The 18,375-nt window shown below is 69.2% G+C and carries 14 protein-coding genes; 4 read left to right on the top strand and 10 right to left on the bottom strand.

The window, feature by feature from the left end; all coding sequences use genetic code 11:
• Position 1 precedes the first annotated feature (1 nt).
• The gene (locus tag ABZU72_RS05415; protein WP_355017850.1) at positions 2 to 1,273 is read right to left on the bottom strand and encodes a DUF222 domain-containing protein; all 1,272 of its coding nucleotides are present in this window, start codon (positions 1,271 to 1,273) and stop codon (positions 2 to 4) included.
• Between the two features lie 412 nt (positions 1,274 to 1,685).
• Between ABZU72_RS05415 and ABZU72_RS05410 the strand changes: the two genes are divergently transcribed.
• Complete coding sequence (locus tag ABZU72_RS05410) at positions 1,686 to 2,159, top strand: NUDIX domain-containing protein (protein ID WP_355017849.1); 474 nt, start codon at positions 1,686 to 1,688, stop codon at positions 2,157 to 2,159.
• 15 nt (positions 2,160 to 2,174) lie between these two features.
• On the opposite strand, the gene ABZU72_RS05405 is transcribed toward ABZU72_RS05410, so the two are convergent.
• From ABZU72_RS05405 to ABZU72_RS05390, 4 genes are all read right to left on the bottom strand, one after another.
• Entirely contained in the window at positions 2,175 to 2,696 is a 522-nt protein-coding gene (locus ABZU72_RS05405; RefSeq protein WP_355017848.1) for a putative immunity protein, read from the bottom strand.
• Between the two features lie 10 nt (positions 2,697 to 2,706).
• A complete protein-coding gene (locus ABZU72_RS05400; RefSeq protein WP_350660453.1) occupies positions 2,707 to 3,681 on the bottom strand; it encodes a ribose-phosphate diphosphokinase in 975 nt (324 codons plus the stop codon).
• Positions 3,682 to 3,755: 74 nt separating this feature from the next.
• A complete protein-coding gene (glmU, locus tag ABZU72_RS05395; RefSeq protein WP_355017847.1) occupies positions 3,756 to 5,210 on the bottom strand; it encodes a bifunctional UDP-N-acetylglucosamine diphosphorylase/glucosamine-1-phosphate N-acetyltransferase GlmU in 1,455 nt (484 codons plus the stop codon).
• Positions 5,211 to 5,253: 43 nt separating this feature from the next.
• Positions 5,254 to 6,012 carry an SDR family NAD(P)-dependent oxidoreductase gene (locus tag ABZU72_RS05390; protein WP_355017846.1) on the bottom strand — a complete coding sequence of 253 codons (759 nt, stop codon included), beginning with the start codon at positions 6,010 to 6,012 and terminating at the stop codon, positions 5,254 to 5,256.
• 102 nt (positions 6,013 to 6,114) lie between these two features.
• Between ABZU72_RS05390 and ABZU72_RS05385 the strand changes: the two genes are divergently transcribed.
• Entirely contained in the window at positions 6,115 to 6,957 is an 843-nt protein-coding gene (locus ABZU72_RS05385) for a helix-turn-helix transcriptional regulator (RefSeq protein WP_355017845.1), read from the top strand.
• On the opposite strand, the gene ABZU72_RS05380 is transcribed toward ABZU72_RS05385, so the two are convergent.
• A complete protein-coding gene (locus tag ABZU72_RS05380) occupies positions 6,954 to 9,080 on the bottom strand; it encodes a SpoIIE family protein phosphatase (protein WP_355017844.1) in 2,127 nt (708 codons plus the stop codon). The two genes, ABZU72_RS05385 and ABZU72_RS05380, sit on opposite strands and share 4 nt — an antisense overlap.
• Before the next feature lie 176 nt (positions 9,081 to 9,256).
• Here ABZU72_RS05380 and ABZU72_RS05375 point away from each other — a divergent pair, with 176 nt between their 5' ends.
• Together ABZU72_RS05375 and ABZU72_RS05370 are read left to right on the top strand one after the other, a co-directional pair.
• Entirely contained in the window at positions 9,257 to 14,578 is a 5,322-nt protein-coding gene (locus ABZU72_RS05375) for a HAMP domain-containing protein (protein ID WP_355017843.1), read from the top strand.
• Positions 14,575 to 15,207: a response regulator gene (locus ABZU72_RS05370; RefSeq protein WP_355017842.1), complete on the top strand. Its 633-nt coding sequence runs from the start codon at positions 14,575 to 14,577 to the stop codon at positions 15,205 to 15,207. The genes ABZU72_RS05375 and ABZU72_RS05370 overlap by 4 nt, the downstream gene beginning before the upstream one ends.
• Positions 15,208 to 15,224: 17 nt before the next feature.
• Here ABZU72_RS05370 and ABZU72_RS05365 read toward each other — a convergent pair whose 3' ends face one another.
• The 4 genes from ABZU72_RS05365 to ABZU72_RS05350 all read right to left on the bottom strand — a co-directional run bounded on the left by ABZU72_RS05365 (position 15,225) and on the right by ABZU72_RS05350 (position 18,288).
• Positions 15,225 to 15,461, bottom strand: a complete 237-nt coding sequence (locus tag ABZU72_RS05365; RefSeq protein WP_355017841.1) for a DUF6752 domain-containing protein — start codon at positions 15,459 to 15,461, stop codon at positions 15,225 to 15,227.
• A gap of 1 nt (position 15,462) precedes the next feature.
• Positions 15,463 to 17,061, bottom strand: a complete 1,599-nt coding sequence (locus tag ABZU72_RS05360) for a class I SAM-dependent methyltransferase (protein ID WP_355017840.1) — start codon at positions 17,059 to 17,061, stop codon at positions 15,463 to 15,465.
• A complete protein-coding gene (locus ABZU72_RS05355; RefSeq protein ID WP_141806140.1) occupies positions 17,058 to 17,489 on the bottom strand; it encodes an adenylyltransferase/cytidyltransferase family protein in 432 nt (143 codons plus the stop codon). Before ABZU72_RS05355 ends, ABZU72_RS05360 begins: the two co-directional genes overlap by 4 nt.
• 199 nt (positions 17,490 to 17,688) lie before the next feature.
• Positions 17,689 to 18,288, bottom strand: a complete 600-nt coding sequence (locus tag ABZU72_RS05350) for a hypothetical protein (RefSeq protein WP_355017839.1) — start codon at positions 18,286 to 18,288, stop codon at positions 17,689 to 17,691.
• Positions 18,289 to 18,375: the final 87 nt, after the last annotated feature.

Here is an 18,375-nt window from a genome sequence, read left to right as displayed (position 1 = left end):
ATCAGCCGGTTCGGGTACGCCGAGTGAACCGGATCCGGCCGCTCGGAAGTCGCTCATAGCCGTAGTCGGGGTCATGGATCCGACGATGATCACTCGCACACAACAAGACCATGTTCGCCAGATCGGTTCGACCGCCTTCGGACCACGGTCTCAAGTGATGGGCCTCGGTCCAGGCCGCTGGAGCGTCGCAGTCTTCGGCTTGGCAGCACTTGTCGCGTAGCCGGAGCGCCTTGTGTTGGATTGGATACGCCAACCTTGCGGTGCGGCCGAAGTCGAGGATCTCAGAGTCGGTGCCCAACACCACCGGGACGAGGTCGGCGTTGCAGGCCATCCGTCGGGCCTCGGCGGCGGTGATCTGTTCGCCGTCGAAGCCGAGGGCTGCGGTACCGAGGTCCTTGCGGAGGTCATCGACGTTCATGGTGATGAACATCGTGGTGCCGTGGCCGCCGTGGCGGGGCAACTGGTCGACGTCGTAGGTCTCGACCACGCGGGCAAACGCCTGGCCCAGCACCCGGTCGTAGGGGGCCTTGCGGCCCTTGTCCTCGGCCGAGAGCTTCCTCGGCTGGGCCAACGAGTCCAGCAGGGTGCGGAGCCGCATCCCGATGGTGCGAGACACTCTGGCGTGGATGTCGACGGTGCCGTCGCCGTTGTCGCGGGAGGAGAAGAAGGTACGCCGCTGGGCGTGCTCCTCCTCTCGCTGCAAAGCCTTGGCCTCAGCAGCCTCGAACCGATCCGGGTCGATCTCGGTCAAGATCCGTCGCCCGACAATCTTCAACTCGTTCGCCGTCAACTGGCTGGCGTAGTCGACCAAGAGCTTCTCGGCCAGGACCAGGTCCTCACCGCTGGCGGCGGGGTCGTTCTCGATGGCATCGAGGGCCTGGGTGATCACCCGTGCCTTGTCCTGGGACACAACACCCTCAGCCAGGCCGGCAGCGACGAGCCCGTACTTGGTCACCGCCGCCGCGAGTTTCACCTGTGCGCGCCCAACGGCCTTGTCGACCAACAGCTCGGCCCGCATCCACCCCGACACATCCTTCGCCCCGGTCTCCTGGGCGATGTCGCCGGCGGTGGCGAGCACCCGGAGTTTCAACGCGGCTTGCTTGGCCTGAATCCTCTCCAGTCGTTCCAGCCGGTCCTTCTTCTGCTCGGTGCGCCAATAGGCGGGGTCTCTGGTCAGCAGCTTGTCGAGGGAGGATTCGATGGCACTCATCTCCGCGTCGATCGCATCGTCGGGTTTGGTTTCCGACGGGTTGATGTCGCGTTCGAGACTCATCGTTTCCCTCCCTTCAGAGGCGTGTTGTGATGGGTCTGATTCTACGCCTCCAGCCCCTCCTTGGCTATCTATTTTCCCAGGTCAACCACTGTTTTTGCGGTGAGCGAACGACCTCGTATCTGTGGATGGTAAGTGGCCCGAAGGGCACCCTTCCACCCCATCAACCTCACCTGTCCCAAACAAGAGTCCGCTGCGCCACACCCGGGCCGCCGCCCCGATAGCCAGCCAATCTTTTCTCGATCTGGTCCGGAGTCCAGGACCGCCGAAGGCGGCCGGCGAAGCCGGCGCCCGAAGGGCGTCCTTGACGCCGGATCAGATCGAGAAGACCCTCAAAGAAAGGGTCGGCGGCCCACCCCGACCCCGAAGAAACAGTCAGCGAACGCCCGAAGCCCACCCAGCTACCGTGAGAAACATGCCGATCCCAGACTTCATCGTCGACCTCCGCCGCAAGATAGGAACAGAGATGCTCTGGCTCCCCGGCGTAACAGCGGTAATACGCAGAGAAGAAGACGAGATCCTCCTGGTCCAGCGCGCAGACAACCTGAGATGGACGCCGATCACGGGGATCGTCGACCCCGGCGAGCAGCCGGCGACGGCAGCGGTACGGGAGGCGAAGGAGGAGACCGGGGTCGACATCATGGTCGACCGGCTGGCGTCGGCGGGCGCGACGAGTCCGATGGTCTATCCCAACGGGGATCGCGCGGTCTACATGGACCTTACGTTCAGCTGCACGTGGCGCTCGGGCGAGGCGTACGTCGCCGATGATGAGTCGGCGGATGTCGGCTGGTTCCGCGTGGACCAGCTCCCGGAGATGGACCCGGAGCTCCGGGCGCGGATCGATGCCGCTCTCTCCGACGAGGTCGAGGCCCGGTTCGTCGCACCCTGACCGCCCAGCCGGTCGTCAGCGAGAGGCCCGCAATCGGCTGTCGAGGACGTTCATGAGCTCTGCGACACGGTTCTTGCCGGCCGGTACGACCGGATAACGCGCGAGAACGTCGAGCAGCACCGGGCTCGCCCGCTCGACCGCACGGTCGAGGGACGCCACGGCAGCCCCAGGCTCGGAAAGCTCCGCGATCCGGGCGACGCTGGCCGCGGCACGCAGGATGTGCCCGACCTGAGCCGCATCGGCGAGCGGATGGAGGTAGGCGGCCGAGGCGGCGTCACCGGCGCTTCGGGCAGCCAGCCTAGCCGCCTCAGAAGGCGCCTCCTTGGCCGCCCGATGGGCATCCAAGGAAGTGACCCGCTGCAGCTTCGTACGTCTCGCACCACCGACGAACTCCCAGGCCGCATCCAGCGCCAGCCTCGGTCGAGGGTCGTCGGGGCAGGCCGCCTCGAACAGGGGCAGGACCTCGACAGCGGTCTCCGCGACGTACCGGGCGACGACCCGGAGCTCGTCGGTCGTCAGCTCGAAGTCACCCGCCACGAAGCAAGTATCAGGCGTGGCCGTCGAACATCGAGGTCACCGAGCCGTCCTCGAAGACCTCGCGGATCGCGCGGGCGAGCATGGGGGCGATGGAGAGCGTGGTGAGCTTGTCGAACTGCTTCTCCTCCGGCACCGGGAGGGTGTTGGTGATGACGACCTCGGTGGCGGTGGAGTTCTTCAGCCGGTCGACGGCGGGGTCGGAGAGGATCGCGTGGGTGGCGCAGATGATCACGCCGGCGGCACCCTCGGCCATGAGCGCGTCAGCAGCCTTCACGATCGTGCCACCGGTGTCGATCATGTCGTCGGTGAGGATGCAGATGCGGTCCTTGACCTCACCCACGACGCGGTTGGCGACGGTCTCGTTGGGCCGGTTGATGTCGCGGGTCTTGTGGATGAACGCCAGCGGCGCCCCACCGAGCCGCGCGGCCCAGCGCTCGGCGACCTTGATCCGGCCTGCGTCGGGAGAGACGACGGCGAGCGGCTGGTTGCCGTACTTGTCCTTGATGTAGTCGGTCAGCAGCGGCAGCGCCATCAGGTGGTCGACGGGACCGTCGAAGTAGCCCTGGAGCTGGTCGGCGTGGAGGTCGACGGAGATGATCCGGTCAGCACCAGCGGTCTTGAACATGTCGGCGACCAGACGAGCCGAGATCGGCTCGCGACCGCGGTGCTTCTTGTCCTGGCGGGAGTAGCCCCAGAACGGCATCACGACGGTGATGCGCTTGGCCGAGGCGCGCTTCAGCGCGTCGACCATGATCAGGTGCTCCATGAGCCACTGGTTGATCGGCGCCGTGTGCGACTGGATGACGAACGCGTCCGAGCCGCGCACCGACTCCTCGTAGCGTACGTAGATCTCGGAGTTGGCGAAGTCGTAGGCCGAGGTGGGCGTCAGCTTCGTTCCCAGAAGGTCGGCGACCTCCTCGGCGAGGACCGGGTGAGCCCGGCCGCTGAAGAGCATCATCTGCTTCTCGGTGGTGCGCTTGGTCATCTGCTGGCTCCTACCCCCGGGGTCACTGCACTTGGATTCTCCATCAACTTCGCTGCCGGACCCAACCCCGGGGGTCACTCGCCTGTCGCCGAGGGTTCACCGAGGATGGGCACGCCCGACTCGAGTGCCTCCTCGGCCGCGGCCGCCTGCGCCGTGCCTGCCCTCTTCACCAGCGCCCACCCCTCGATGATCCGCTGCTGACCTGCGGAGACTGCCAGCGCACCGGGCGGGACGTCCTCCCGGATGAGGGCCTCGCCACCGGTCGTCGCACCGTCTCCGACGACCACCGGGGCGACGAAGGTCACACCTGAGCCCGACTTCACGTGGCGCCCGATCCGGGTCCTGTGCTTGTTGACGCCGTCGTAGTTGGCGAAGATCGTGCCGGCCCCGATGTTGGTGCCCTCGCCGATCGTCGCGTCGCCGACGTAGGACAGGTGCGGCACCTTGGCGCCGGGCCCGATGGTCGAGTTCTTGACCTCGACGAAGCCGCCGATCTTGCCCTCCTCGCCGAGCACCGTGCCCGGGCGCAGGTAGGAGAACGGCCCGACGTTGGCACCGGGTCCGACGACGGCGAGCTCTGCCTGCGTACGCACCACCCGGGCGCCGTGGCCGACCTCGGTGTCCTTCAGCGTGCAGTCGGGACCGACCACCGCGTCCTCGTCGATCCGGGTGGCACCGATGAGCTGGGTGCCGGGCAGGATGGTGACGTCGGGCGCGAGCTCGACGTCGGCGTCGATCCAGGTCGTGGCCGGGTCCATCACGGTGACCCCGTCCTTCATCCACCGGGTCACGATCCGATCGTTGAGGATCTTCCCGAGCGCGGCGAGCTGGGCCCGGTCGTTGGCACCCTCGGCCTCACTGACGTCGTCGAGGACGAACGCGTCCACCCCCAGCCCGTCCGCGACCGCCAGCGCGATCGCGTCGGTGAGGTAGAACTCCTTCTTGGCGTTGTCGTTGCCGATCCGCGGAAGCACCCCGGCCAGGAAGCCCCCGTCGAAGGCGATGATCCCCGAGTTGATCTCGTTGATCGCCCGCTCCTCGTCGGTCGCGTCCTTCTCCTCGACGATCCCGGTGACCCCGGCGCCTCCACGCAGGATCCGGCCGTAGCCGAAAGGCTCCGGGACGATCCCGCTCAGGATCGTCGCGGCCCGGCCGGCGGCCTCGTGGTCGGCCACCAGCGCGCGCAGGGACTCACCACGCAGCAGGGGCGTGTCACCGTACGTCACCAGAACCGTCCCGCCGGAGACCGCGCCGGCCTCGACCGCCACCCGCACGGCGTGCGCCGTGCCGAGCTGCTCGGTCTGGACCGCGACCACGGCCTCGGGCAGGATCTCGGCGATGTGGGGCTCGACCAGCTCCCGCTGGTGTCCCACGACCGCGACGACACGGGACGCCCCGGCCTCCGAGACCGCGGACAGGACATGGCCCACGAGACTCCGGCCCGCGATCTGGTGGAGCATCTTGGGAGTCTTGGACTTCATCCGGGTGCCGCCACCGGCGGCCAGCACGATCACGGTGAGCTCGCTCATGTTGGCTCAGTCTAGGCCGCTGCGCCCGCGCGCCGATCCGGGGTCAGCGGACCCGTTCCTCGGCCGCGTTGAGGACCCCGATGATCTGGTCGTAGTCGCCGCGGACCTCGGCGAAGCGCAGCAGCTTGACCTGCTCCACGAGCACCTCGTGGGCCTCGGGATCGGCCTCGAGGAGCACCATCACCTCGTCGACGTACGCCTCGAGCGGCATGGCGTGCTCGGAGCTCTCGTGGCCCGGCATCAGGGCCGTCCGGACCGCCGGCGGGACGAGCTCGGTGACCTGGATCCCGATCGGCTCCAGCTGCATCCGGATCGACTCGGAGAGCTGGTGGATCGCCGCCTTGGTCGCGTTGTAGGTGGGCGTGAACCGCAGCGGCGTGTGGGCCAGCCCCGAGGAGACGGTGAGGATCGTGGCGCCGGGGCGCTCGCGCAGCTGCGGCACCAGCGCGTCGATGAGCCGGATCGGACCGAGCAGGTTGGTCACCACTGTCTCCTCGGCATCGGCGAGGAAGCTCCGCGTGGTCCAGTCCTCGGGGCGCATGATCCCGGCCATCGCGACGAGCACGTTCAGCTCCGGGAAGCGGCTGGCCACGTCGGCGGTCGCCTCCGCGATCGAGGCGGCGTCGGCGGTGTCGATGCGGACGGTCTCGAAGCCGTGCGCCTGGGCCAGCTCGGAGAGCAGCGACGTACGCCGGCCGCCGATGATGACGGTGTTGCCGCGCTCCTTGAGGCGCAGAGCGAGAGCGAGGCCGATCCCGGAGGTCGCTCCGGGGATGAAGATGGTGTTTCCGGTGATGTTCATGCCTCCACCTTGCGGCGGCGTCTCCGTCTGCGGGAGAGACCTGGCGATCGTGGGATCGGCGGTCCCTGGCTGCGTACGATCCCAACCCGCATCATGGATGCCATGGACCGTGCCTCCCTCGCCGACTTCCTCCGACGCCGCCGTGAGGCGCTCCGCCCGCAGGACGTCGGCCTGGTCACCGGACCGCGACGGCGTACGCCCGGCCTGCGCCGAGAGGAGGTCGCCGCGCTGACCGGGATGTCGACCGACTACTACGTACGCCTCGAGCAGCAGCGTGGCCCGCAGCCCTCCGACCAGATGCTCTCCGCGCTCGCCCGGGCGCTGCGCCTGACCGTCGACGAGCGCGACCACCTCTACCGGCTGGCCGGACACAACGCCCCGCGGCGTACGTTCGAGGACGGCCACGTCGCCCCGGCGCTGCTGCGCGTGCTCGACCGGCTCGAGGACACCCCGGCGATGATCATGTCCGCGCTCGGCGAGACGCTGGTCGCCAACCGGCTGGCGACCACGATCTTCGGGGACCGGCCGGCGCTGACCGGCTGGGACCGCTTCGAGGCCTACCGCTGGTTCACCGATCACTCGACGCGGAGCGTCTACCCGCCGGAATTCCATGACAGGCACGGGCGTGGTCTGGTGGCGAGCCTGCGGATGGCCTACGGGGCACTCGGCGAGCGCGGGCGCGCCGGCGAGCTCGTACGCCTCCTGCTCGCCAGGTCCGAGGAGTTCCGCGAGCTGTGGGAGCGGCACGAGGTCACCCACCGGTACGAGGACCACAAGACGCTGCTGCATCCGCAGGTCGGCCGCATCGACGTCGACTGCCAGGTGCTGTCCACCCAGGACCAGGGCCAGGCGCTGCTGGTGCTGACTCCGGTGCCCGGCAGCGAGGCGGAGGAGAAGATCCGGCTGCTCGCGGTGCTCGGTCACGAGGAGTTCAGCGCACCCTAGGCGACACCATCGCCCAGATCGAGGACGAGGACGGCCATGTCGTCGGAGGGCGGCACGGCGGAGAAGTCGGCGACCGCCCTCAGCAGCCGGTCGGCGACGACCTGCGCTCCCGTGTCGATGCCCGTGGCGAGCACGGCCTCGACCCCGGCCTCCTCGAACATCGTGTCCCCGGCGCGCCGCTCGAGGACACCGTCGGTGACGACGACGAGCCGGTCACCCCGCTCCACCGTCACGTCGTCCTCGATGTAGTCGACCGCGTCCAGCACCCCGAGGAGCGCCTGCGACCGGCCGACCCGACGGGCGGCGACACCGGGCCGGGCACGGGTGACCAGGAACGGCGGCGGGTGGCCCGCACAGACGAGCCGGACCCGGAAACGGGACGCGGCCGTGACCTCGAGCGTGCCGCACACGAGCGTGATGAACCGGCCCCGCAGGCCCTCGTCGCTGATCGCGGAGTTGAGCCGCTCCAGGGTCGGCGCGATCGGGATGCCGGCCCGCATCAGCGCTCGCACCGTGTGCCGCGACATCCCGGCGACCGCGGCCGCCTCCGGCCCGACACCGCACACGTCGCCCACCATGAAGCCCCAGCGCCCGGCGCCGAGCGCGAAGATGTCGTAGAAGTCGCCGCCGGCGTCGTTGAACTCCCCTGTCGGCTCGTAGCCCACCCCGATGTCGACGCCCGGGATGTCCGGCAGCACCGCCGGCAGCAGGCTGCGCTGGAGGGACCGGCCGATCTCCTGGAGCTCGGTGTGAGCGCGGGCGTTGTCGATGGCCAGGGCCGCCCGGCGGGCGACTGACTCCGCCACCATCAGGCGCTCGCGGCGCAGCGGCTCACCGGCCGGCCGCCCGAGGGTGAGCCAGCCGATGACCCGGTTGCGTGCCTCCAGCGGAAGGATCGCGACCTCGCCGTCGAGGTCGGGCACGGCGGGCACCTCTGGGCCGTCCGGGGTCGCATCTTCCAAGGCGTCCCGCACCGCGTCGAGCTGGTGCTCGTCGGCATGCCACGCGAACTGGAGCCGCGGATGGTCGCGGGCATCGTTGAGGTAGATGCCGCACCACGTCGCCAGACGCGGTACCACGATCTGCCCGGTCATCGCGGTCGTCGTCTCCAGGTCCAGCGACCCGGCCAGCATCACGCTGGCCTCTCCCAGAAACGCCAGCCAGGCGCGCCGCTCACCATCCGCAGCCCGCGTGGATGCCCGGTCGACGCTCGGCGCGGCCCAGTCCGCGACCCGCTGCAGCTCGGCGCCGTCCTCGATCGCGAAGCTGCCAGGCTCGCTCTTCGCCACCGCCAAGGTGCCGATCACCCGGCCCTCGAAGGCCACCGGCGCGGTCACCAGCGAGCGCAGCCCGAGGCCCTTGAGCAGCTCGATGGGCGTGGCCCGCAGGTCGCCGATCGCCAGCGGCCGGAACGACGCCCTGAGGCTCGGCGCGCCGGCCTGACCACGGCGCACGCTGCGTCCCTTGATCGCCGTCGCCGCTCCGCTGGTCGCGGCCACCACGAACCGGTCCTCCATCTCGTCCTCGAGCAGGAGGTACGCAGCGTCAGCGTCGAATCGCTCCCGGGTCTGTTCCACGACGAGGTCGAGGATGTCCCCGAGCGCGAGCTGGTTGAGGGCGAGCCCGCTCAGCCCCAGCGGATCCTGCCCGGTCGTGGCCACGCTCTCCTGGCGGCGTACGTCCCGGCCTTCCGGGACTCCCCCGTTGGGCGCTTCCGCGTCGAGGGTCGTCTCCACCAGCGCGAACGCGGCCCACACCCGCTTGTGGTCGCGGCGGTACTCCACCCCCCAGGCAGTCGCCAGCGCCGAGGTGATGAGCAGCCCGCGGCCGTGCTCGCCGGCGCCGGGCCGGGCGTTCACCCCGACCGGGAGTACTCGGGTCGGGTGCTGGTCGAACACATCGATGCGGAGCCGGTCCTCCTCGCGTACGACCGCCACGGTCATGGGCGTGCCGGCGTGGGTCACCGCGTTGGTCACCAGCTCGCTGGTCAGCAGGACGACGTCGTCGAGGAGGTCGTCGAGGCCCCATTCGGCAAGCACCTCTCGCGCGAAACGGCGTGCTTCGGAGACCGACGTCGGTGCCGGCTCGAAGGTGCGCGACAGTGTTTTGGCTCCGGTACTCATGACCACCGCCGATTGTGCACCCCTTTGGCGCCGGTATGGCACTGATCACGGCAAGGTATCGGCAGGTAGGTCAAGGAATTACCAGAATCGGTGGTGAACGATCATTTGTGAGCCACGGCCAGCCGTGGAGTGCGACACTTCAGCAGACGCGTGTCCCAGCGCGAGAGGAGGCAGGGATGCCCTCATCGACGGACTCATCGAGGTCGACGATGCTCCCCGGGCAGGTGGCGGTCGATCAGGTCACGCTGCGCCAGCTCAAGGACGCGATGACCGCGATGCGCGACGGCATCTTCACCGGCCGGCTGGAGCCTGTCGACGGGCCGCTCGGTGACCTCGCCTCCATCCACAACGAGATCGCCGAACGGCTGAACCACCTGACCGACGAGCTCGCGCGCGTGCGCCGCGAGGCGGGCCGCGACGGCCACCACGACGAACGGCTCCGACCGAGCATCGGCGGCGGTGCCTGGGCCGGCGCCGTCGAGGATGCCAACAAGCTGGTCGACGACCTCGCACGCCCCACCGCCGACGTCGCCCGGGTCGTTGCCGCCGTCTCCGCGGGCGACCTCACCCAGACGATGGACGTACGCCACGGCAGCCGCGCCCTCAAGGGCGACCCGCTGCTGGTCGCCAAGAGCGTGAACGGCCTGGTCGCCCAGCTCGCCACGATCACCGAGGAGATCGCCCGGGTCACCCGCGAGGTCGGCACCGAGGGCAAGCTCGGTGGCCGTGCCCGGGTGCGGAACGCCTCCGGCACCTGGCGCGACCTCGTCGACGCGGTCAACACGATGTCCTCGCGGCTGACCGCCCAGGTCCGCGACATCGCCGAGGTCACCACCGCCGTCGCCAACGGCGACCTGTCCCGCACGGTCACCATCGAGGTCTCCGGCGAGATGGCGCAGCTCAAGGACACCGTCGACCGGATGGTCGGCCAGCTGTCGTCGTTCGCCGCCGAGGTCACCCGTGTCGCCCGCGAGGTCGGCACCGAGGGCCGCCTCGGCGGCCAGGCCGACGTGCGCGGCGTCTCCGGCACCTGGCGCGACCTGACCGACTCGGTCAACACGATGGCCTCCAACCTGACCTCCCAGGTGCGCGGGATCTCCTCGGTCGCCAAGGCCGTCGCCCGCGGCGACCTGTCGCAGCAGATCACGGTCACCGCGCGCGGTGAGGTGGCCGAGCTCGCCGAGACGCTCAATTCGATGACCGCGACCCTGCAGACCTTCGCCGACGAGGTCACCCGTGTCGCCCGCGAGGTCGGCACCGAGGGCATCCTCGGCGGCCAGGCCGAGGTGCCGGGCGTCGCCGGCCGGTGGAAGGACCTCACCGACTCCGTCAACTCGATGGCGTCCAACCTGACCAACCAGGTCCGCGACATCGCCCAGGTCACCACCGCCGTCGCCGGCGGCGACCTGTCCCAGAAGATCACCGTCGACGTACGCGGCGAGCTCGCCGAGCTCAAGACCACTGTCAACACCATGGTCGACCAGCTCTCGGCGTTCGCCGACGAGGTGACGCGTGTGGCCCGCGAGGTCGGCACCGAGGGCATGCTGGGCGGCCAGGCCGAGGTGCCGGGCGTCGGCGGCCGGTGGAAGGACCTCACCGACTCCGTCAACTCGATGGCGACCAACCTGACCAACCAGGTCCGCAACATCGCCCAGGTCACCACCGCGGTGGCCGGCGGAGACCTGTCCCAGAAGATCACCGTCGACGTACGCGGCGAGCTCGCCGAGCTCAAGACCACCGTCAACACCATGGTCGACCAGCTCTCCGCCTTCGCCGACGAGGTCACCCGCGTCGCCCGCGAGGTCGGTGGCGAGGGTCAGCTCGGCGGCCAGGCCGCGGTGCCCGGCGTCTCCGGCACCTGGCGCGACCTGACCGACTCGGTGAACTTCATGGCCGGCACGCTGACCGCCCAGGTGCGAAACATCGCCCAGGTGACGACAGCGGTGGCCCGTGGCGACCTGAGCCGGCAGATCACCGTCGACGCCCGAGGCGAGATCCTCGAGCTCAAGTCGACCATCAACACCATGGTCGACCAGCTCTCCTCCTTCGCGGCCGAGGTCACCCGTGTCGCCCGCGAGGTCGGCACCGAGGGCAAGCTCGGCGGCCAGGCCGACGTGCACGACGTCTCGGGCACCTGGAAGGACCTCACCGACTCGGTGAACTCGATGGCCTCCAACCTGACCTCCCAGGTCCGCAACATCGCCCAGGTCACCACCGCCGTCGCCCGTGGCGACCTGACCCAGAAGATCACCGTCGACGCCCGCGGCGAGATCCTCGAGCTCAAGTCGACCATCAACACCATGGTCGACCAGCTCGGCTCGTTCGCCGACGAGGTCACCCGTGTGGCCCGCGAGGTCGGCACCGAGGGCGCGCTCGGCGGCCAGGCCCAGGTGCCCGGTGTCGCCGGCACCTGGCGCGACCTCACCGTCTCGGTCAACTCGATGGCCTCCAACCTGACCAACCAGGTCCGCAGCATCGCCCAGGTCTCCAAGGCGGTCTCGCAGGGCGACCTGTCGCAGAAGATCTCCATCGAGGCCCGCGGTGAGGTCGCCGCCCTGGCCGGCACCCTCAACGCGATGGTCGACACGCTGCGTACCTTCGCCGACGAGGTCACCCGAGTCGCCCGCGAGGTCGGCACCGAGGGATCGCTGGGCGGTCAGGCACACGTACGCGGCGTGGCCGGCACCTGGAAGGACCTCACCGACTCGGTCAACTCGATGGCCTCCAACCTGACCTCCCAGGTCCGCAACATCGCCCAGGTCACCACCGCCGTCGCCCGTGGCGACCTGACCCAGAAGATCACCGTCGACGCCCGCGGCGAGATCCTCGAGCTCAAGTCCACCGTCAACACCATGGTCGACCAGCTCTCCTCCTTCGCCGACGAGGTCACCCGTGTCGCCCGCGAGGTCGGCACCGAGGGCAAGCTCGGTGGCCAGGCCGAGGTCGCCGACGTCTCCGGCACCTGGCGCGGGCTCACCGAGAACGTCAACCAGCTCGCGTCGACACTGACCACACAGCTCCGCGCGATCGCCGAGGTCTCCGCCGCCGTGACCCAGGGCGACCTGAGCCGGCAGATCACCGTCGGTGCCGCCGGTGAGGTCGCCGACCTGAAGGACAACCTCAACGAGATGATCGACTCGCTGCGGGAGACCACCAGGGCCAACGAGGACCAGGACTGGCTCAAGACCAACCTGGCCCGGTTCACCGGCCACATGCAGGGCGGCCGAGACCTGCTCGAGGTCGCCCGGCTGATCGTCTCCGAGCTCACCCCGCTGGTCGGCGCCCAGCAGGGCTCGATCTTCCTCACCGACCAGACCTCTGAGCACAGCGGCCCCAAGGTCCTGCGCCGGATCGCCTCCTACGGCTACCAGCCGGGACCCGACGTCCCCGACGTCTTCGCCCTCGGCGAGGGCCTGGTCGGGCAGGCGGCCTACGACCGCCAGCCGATCGTCGTACGCGACGTGCCGGCCGACTTCCTGCGGATCTCCTCGGGACACGGATGGGCGGCGCCGACCTCGATCATGGTGCTCCCGGTGGCGTTCGAGGAGAAGGTGATCGGTGTCGTCGAGCTGGCCTCGTTCCGGCCGTTCAGCGCCGTCCACATGCAGTTCCTCGAGCAGCTCGCGGAGTCGATCGGGGTCTCGCTCAACGCGATCATGGCCAGCTCGCGCACCGAGGAGCTGCTGGTCGAGTCGCAGCGTCTCGCCGGCGAGCTGCAGGACAAGCAGGACGAGGGCGAGCGTCAGCAGGTGGAGCTGCAGCAGACCAACGCCGCCCTCGAGGAGAAGGCGCGCCAGCTCGCCGACCAGAACCAGTCGATCGAGATCAAGAACCTCGAGATCGAGGACGCACGGCGCGGCCTGGAGGAGCGCGCCGAACAGCTCGCCCTCTCGTCCCGCTACAAGTCGGAGTTCCTGGCCAACATGTCGCACGAGCTGCGTACGCCGCTCAACTCGCTGCTCATCCTGGCCCGGCTGCTCTCCGACAACGTCGACGGCAACCTCAACTCCCGCCAGGTGGAGTACTCCCGCACCATCCACGGCGCCGGCACCGATCTCCTCCAGCTGATCAACGACATCCTCGACCTGTCCAAGGTCGAGGCGGGGAAGATGGACGTCCACGTCACCGACGTCGCGGTCACCTCGGTCGTCGAGTATGTCGAGGCGACCTTCCGGCCGCTGACCGCCGAGAAGGACCTCGACTTCATCGTCAGCGTCGACCCCGACGTGCCCCGGGTGCTGCGCTCGGACCAGCACCGTCTGCAGCAGGTGCTGCGCAACCTGCTCTCCAACGCGGTGAAGTTCACCGACGGCGGAGGTGTCCGGCTGCTGATCCGCAACGCCTCCGGCGAGCGCTTCTCGACACCCAGCCTGCAGCAGGCCGACTCGGTGCTGGCGTTCTCGGTGGTCGACACCGGCATCGGCATCCCGCCGGAGAAGCTGAAGGTCATCTTCGAGGCGTTCCAGCAGGCCGACGGCACGATCAGCCGCAAGTTCGGCGGCACCGGGCTCGGCCTGTCGATCAGCCGCGAGGTCGCCCACCTCATCGGCGGCGAGATCCAGGTCAAGAGCGACCCCGGACACGGCAGCTCCTTCACCCTGTACGTCCCCAGGATCAGCTCCGGGACGATCGACGCCCAGCCTCCGACGCCCGCCGCGGACGGGCAGGATTCGACCGCCACCAGAGCCGACCAGCTCCTGCTGGTCCTCAGCAGCGACACCGACGAGTCCGGCCCCGGCACCAGCGCCGTCGTGGAGGCCCTGTTCAGCTCGGTCGACGAGGTCGAGACGGTCTTCGGCGCATCACCCGAGGAGGCTCAGGCGGTCCTCGCCGACCGCGAGGTCGACTGTGTGGTCCTGGACCTTCCGCTGGCGGACGGCGGCTTCGACGTGCTCCGCTGGATGCGCACCCACAAGCGCACCAAGAACATCCCCGTCGTGCTGAGCAGGGTCGGCAAGGTGACCAAGGCCCAGCAGAGCCGGCTGGACAGGTACACCCAGGCGATGACCCTCAAGACGCCGGCAACCACCGAGGAGGCGATCGACGACGTGAGCGTGCTGCTGGGTCGTCCAGGGGCGCAGCCCCCCAGGACGTTCGTTCCCGAGCCGGCCGATCCGAACGGTCAGTTCGTCGGTCGCAGGATCCTGATCGTCGACGACGACGTACGCAACGTCTTCGCGCTCACCAGCGCGCTCGAGCAGCACGGCATCGACGTGATCTACGCGGAGTCCGGGGAGGCCGGGATCGAGGCACTCCAGCGGGAGCCGGGCGTCGACCTGGTGCTGATGGACATCATGATGCCGGGCATGGACGGTCTGACCGCGATGCGCCTGATCCGCGACATCCCGCAGTTCAAGAGCCTGCCGATGATCGCGCTGACCGCGAAAGCGATGACCGGTGACCGCGAGGACAGCCTCGCCGCGGGCGCCTCGGAGTACATCACCAAACCGGTCGACGTCGCCGACCTGCTCTCGCTGTTCCGGCTGTGGCTGTCATGAGTGATCGCCATCAGGGGACCGCGAAGATCCTGCTCGTCGACGACCGTGCCGCCAACCTGGTCGCGCTCGAGGCGATCCTCGGCTCGCTCAACGAGACCCTCGTCCGCGCGGGGTCCGGCGAGGACGCCCTACGCGCCCTGCTCCACGACGACTTCGCGCTGATCCTGCTGGACGCGCAGATGCCGGGGATGGACGGCTTCGAGACCGCCACCCGGATCAAGGCGCGCGAACGCACCAAGGACGTCCCGATCATCTTCCTGACCGCGAACGACTTCGACACCCATCTCGCCTATCGCGGATATGCGACCGGCGCCGCCGACTTCCTCGCCAAGCCGTTCGACCCGTGGCTGCTGCGGGCGAAGGTGCAGGTCTTCGTCGACCTCTGGCACGCCAGCCGCAAGCTCAGCGCCCAGGCCGAACTGCTGCGTCGGTCCCTGGACGAGCGAGCCGCCCAGCCCGGCCGGGTCGACGTCGACGTGGTCGCCGATCTCCGGTCCCGGCTCGCGGGAGTCGAGGAGGCCGTGGCCGAGCTCGACACCGGCGGTGACATCGGCCTCGGCGGCGATGCCCGCCGCCGCCTCGGAAATCGGCTCGACGACCTCAGACAGGCGCTCGACGCGCTGGGCTGAGGCCAGACGGTGTCAGATCAGATCTTCGCCCGGTAGGCGGCGAGGACCTGCTCCGCCTTCTCCTTGTCGGCGTCCTGCAGCGGGATCAGCAGCTCGGCGACCACGTCGGTCAGCTCGGCGACGCGCCGGTTGAGCTGGCGCTGCTCCTGCACCTCGGCCTCGAGCGCCTCGATGCGGCGCACCAGCGAGGCACGCGTACGGGCCGCGTCGCGGGCGCCGCGGGCGATGTTCTTGATGCCGATTTCGTCGGACATGTCAGTTTCCTTCTGCAGCATTGAGGGAGGGCCAGGAGGCGCGCAGCCGCGCGACGCCCGGCAGCGGGTTGCCGAGCATGTCCTGGCCTTCGTTGATCCCGAGGTGCTCGACCACGCCGCCGGCAGCCTCGATCTCGGCCTGGACGAGGGCGGGGTCGACGCGGCGTACGAGGCCTTCGGGCTGCGGCTCGGGAAGGTTCTCACCGGTGACCGCGAACTCGAGGTAGAGCTTGCCGCCACCGGGACGAAGCGCCATCTTCGCCAGCATCCAGAGCTGGCTCCGGGCCGCGCCGTCGAGGCAGCCGATCAGGTCTCGGGCGTAGAGATGGTGGGGGTCGCGGGCCAGCCGCGCACCCAGCGTCAGCGTCGAACGCAGCTCGCCGAGGATGAGCTGCTCGGAGACCAGCGGGAGCTTGTGGCGCTCGGCCCTGCGGCGTACGGCGGCCACCGCGGCACGGGAGAAGTCCACCGAGTGCACCTGGTGGCCCTTGCGGGCGAAGAAGCGACCGTCCCGCCCGATCGCGCCGGCGCCGATGTCGACCACCTTCGCGTCCTCGGGCAGCTGCTTGAGGACCCACGCACCGAAGGCCGACTGCTTGCTCTCCAGCTCCTTGCCGTGGGTGTTGTGGAACTCGGTCCAGAACCCCATGTCGGTGCGGAATCCGCGCAGCCAGCCGTCCAGACGACGTACGCCGGCCGGCGGGTCGGCGTACTTGAACGACGGGTCCGGGGTGCGCCACTTCGGGCCGTAGATGAAGGCCAGCATCTCCTCGGGCTCGGCGGGAGCCGGGAAGTCGTAGCCGTGCAGGTTGATCGTCGAGACCGGCACGATCGCCTCGCGGCGCAGCCGTCCGGAGCGGTTGCCGAGCTGGTAGAAGACCGGCTCGCCGTCCTTGTCGGGCACGTAGAACGCCACGAAGATGTCGATGTGCACCTTGCGGCCGTCCGAGACCTGGTGCAGCACCTTGATGTCGCCGCCGGACATCCGCAGGACGCTCCAGCCGCGCTCGCGCATGGTGCGCTCGATGGCGTACGACTCGGAGATGATCTCGGCGGGGACGGTGTGCTTGGAGAGGTAGCAGACGTCGGTGTCGGAGTCGTGGCCGAGCATCCGGCCCTCGCGGATCGCGCCCAGGAGCGCGCCGTAGTTGAGGTACGCCTCGACGCCGACCACGTCGCGGAGGTCGGCGAGGACACGCTGGGTGCCGTCGAGGATCTCTTCGCGGATGCTTTCGTCGGTGGCCTCGAACGAGCGGGTCAGGTGGCCGACCTTGTCGACGCTGAGCGGGTTGCCGCTGCCGTCGACGATCGAGATGTTGCCCTCACCGGAGCCGAGGACGACCTTGTCCTCGAAGAGCACCTCGCCCTCGTAGTCGGCGATGGTGATCGTCGCTGCGCCGTCCAGGAACCGGGTGAGCACGGTGGGCCACGGCACCATGGTGCCTCCGTCGACCGGGTGGCCGTCGCGCTCGGGCGTGAGGGACCAGACGTACTGGCCGTCGACGGAGAGAATCAGGACCGGCGTCGAAGAGTCCCGGACGAGGACCCCTTCGTCAGAGATCTCGAACTGTCCGCCAGGAGTGGGGGCACTGCCGGTCACGAGACCTGGGCATCCTCTCGCGCGATGGCCTTCCGCAGAGCGGTGCTGCTGGTCTGGAGCGTGTAGGGGAAGTAGACGACCTCGACACCGACCGACGCCATCTTCTTCTCGAGCGCGTCGCCCTTCTCGGTGCCCTTCCAGTCATCGCCCTTGAAGAGGTGGGTGAACCCGACCTCGCGCCAGGAGTCGACCTTGTCGGTGGTGCGCTCGGCGTAGACAGCGTCCACGATTCCGATCGCCTCGACGATCTCGAGCCTCTCGACGAGCGGGACGGTCGGGATGATCCCCTTGGTCGTCTCGCAGACCTCGTCGGAGACCACACCCGCGATCAACGTGTCGCAGCGCTCTCGCGCCTGGCGCAGCATGTTGAGGTGACCGATGTGGAAGAGATCGAACACGCCAGGTACGTAACCGATGACCGGTCCCATGCCCACGCTTCCTCCAAGTGTTTGTCAATTAGTTTGGGCGACTTTACACCCTGCTCCCCCACGACCTTGATACAGGCCAGTATCCATGTCTCCCTGTGCATCTCCGGAATCACCAGCGCGACACGCGGACGTCCACAGGAAGCCCGGCGACCTTACACGAAGATGAACGGCGCGTGGCCATCAATGACGACGGCCGGGGTCAGCCGGGCGGCATGACCCCGAGGACGACGAGCAGTCCGGGAAGGCCGAGGAACAGCAGACCGAGCAGGACCGGACCACCGAGCACGCCCAGGAGAACGGTGACCTTCGAGACGGCCTGCCGCCGCAGGTAGGACACGGCGAGCACCCCGAATCCCGCGGCCGAGACGACCGATCCGAGGAGGTACGCCACCGAGCGTAGGCCGAGGTCAGCCGGGTCGCCGCTCGTTCCCAGCAGGATCGCGCCGGCCTCCACCGTGCTGCCGACCGCGTCGAGCGCGAGCGTCGCGAAGGCACCCCAGAGAAGCACCGACATGGCCCATGGCGTCACGAACCGGACCGGGCGTGCGGCCACCGACAGCAGAGCCACCGCGGCGCCCAGCACCTTCAGGCTCGTGACGGTCCAGTTCATGACCGAGAGCCCGGTGGCGTACTCGGCATAGCGGCCCTCGGCGAACCGATCGGTGGCCTCGAAGACCACGTTCACCCCGGCGAACGCCAGACAGCCCAACGCCATCAGCACGGCGATGGCAACGACGGCAGGGCTTGCGGCCCGCGCCGCGGGCGCCACCGGTCCCTTCTGGCTCGCGAGAGTCGTCATGCTCTCGACGCTATTGACCTCGGCGCGGCGAGAGCATCGGGGAATCCCCTAATTGAACCCGGGTTTCAGGTGCCGCCGACGACGTCG

The sequence above is a fragment of the Nocardioides sp. NPDC004968 genome (genome assembly GCF_040608935.1).
In the GTDB taxonomy this organism is placed as follows: Bacteria; Actinomycetota; Actinomycetes; order Propionibacteriales; family Nocardioidaceae; genus Nocardioides.
Note: the sequence above shows the minus strand (reverse complement) of the source record. Positions and strands in the feature narration are given on the sequence as shown.

Coding starts and splice junctions, on each gene's coding strand:
- ABZU72_RS05355 (WP_141806140.1), bottom strand. CDS start 17,489: ATGGGACCGGTCATCGGTTACGTACCTGGCGTGTTCGATCTCTTCCAC.
- ABZU72_RS05385 (WP_355017845.1), top strand. CDS start 6,115: ATGGACCGTGCCTCCCTCGCCGACTTCCTCCGACGCCGCCGTGAGGCG.
- ABZU72_RS05410 (WP_355017849.1), top strand. CDS start 1,686: ATGCCGATCCCAGACTTCATCGTCGACCTCCGCCGCAAGATAGGAACA.
- ABZU72_RS05400 (WP_350660453.1), bottom strand. CDS start 3,681: ATGACCAAGCGCACCACCGAGAAGCAGATGATGCTCTTCAGCGGCCGG.
- ABZU72_RS05380 (WP_355017844.1), bottom strand. CDS start 9,080: ATGAGTACCGGAGCCAAAACACTGTCGCGCACCTTCGAGCCGGCACCG.
- ABZU72_RS05390 (WP_355017846.1), bottom strand. CDS start 6,012: ATGAACATCACCGGAAACACCATCTTCATCCCCGGAGCGACCTCCGGG.
- ABZU72_RS05365 (WP_355017841.1), bottom strand. CDS start 15,461: ATGTCCGACGAAATCGGCATCAAGAACATCGCCCGCGGCGCCCGCGAC.
- ABZU72_RS05370 (WP_355017842.1), top strand. CDS start 14,575: ATGAGTGATCGCCATCAGGGGACCGCGAAGATCCTGCTCGTCGACGAC.
- ABZU72_RS05415 (WP_355017850.1), bottom strand. CDS start 1,273: ATGAGTCTCGAACGCGACATCAACCCGTCGGAAACCAAACCCGACGAT.
- ABZU72_RS05350 (WP_355017839.1), bottom strand. CDS start 18,288: ATGACGACTCTCGCGAGCCAGAAGGGACCGGTGGCGCCCGCGGCGCGG.
- glmU (WP_355017847.1), bottom strand. CDS start 5,210: ATGAGCGAGCTCACCGTGATCGTGCTGGCCGCCGGTGGCGGCACCCGG.
- ABZU72_RS05375 (WP_355017843.1), top strand. CDS start 9,257: ATGCCCTCATCGACGGACTCATCGAGGTCGACGATGCTCCCCGGGCAG.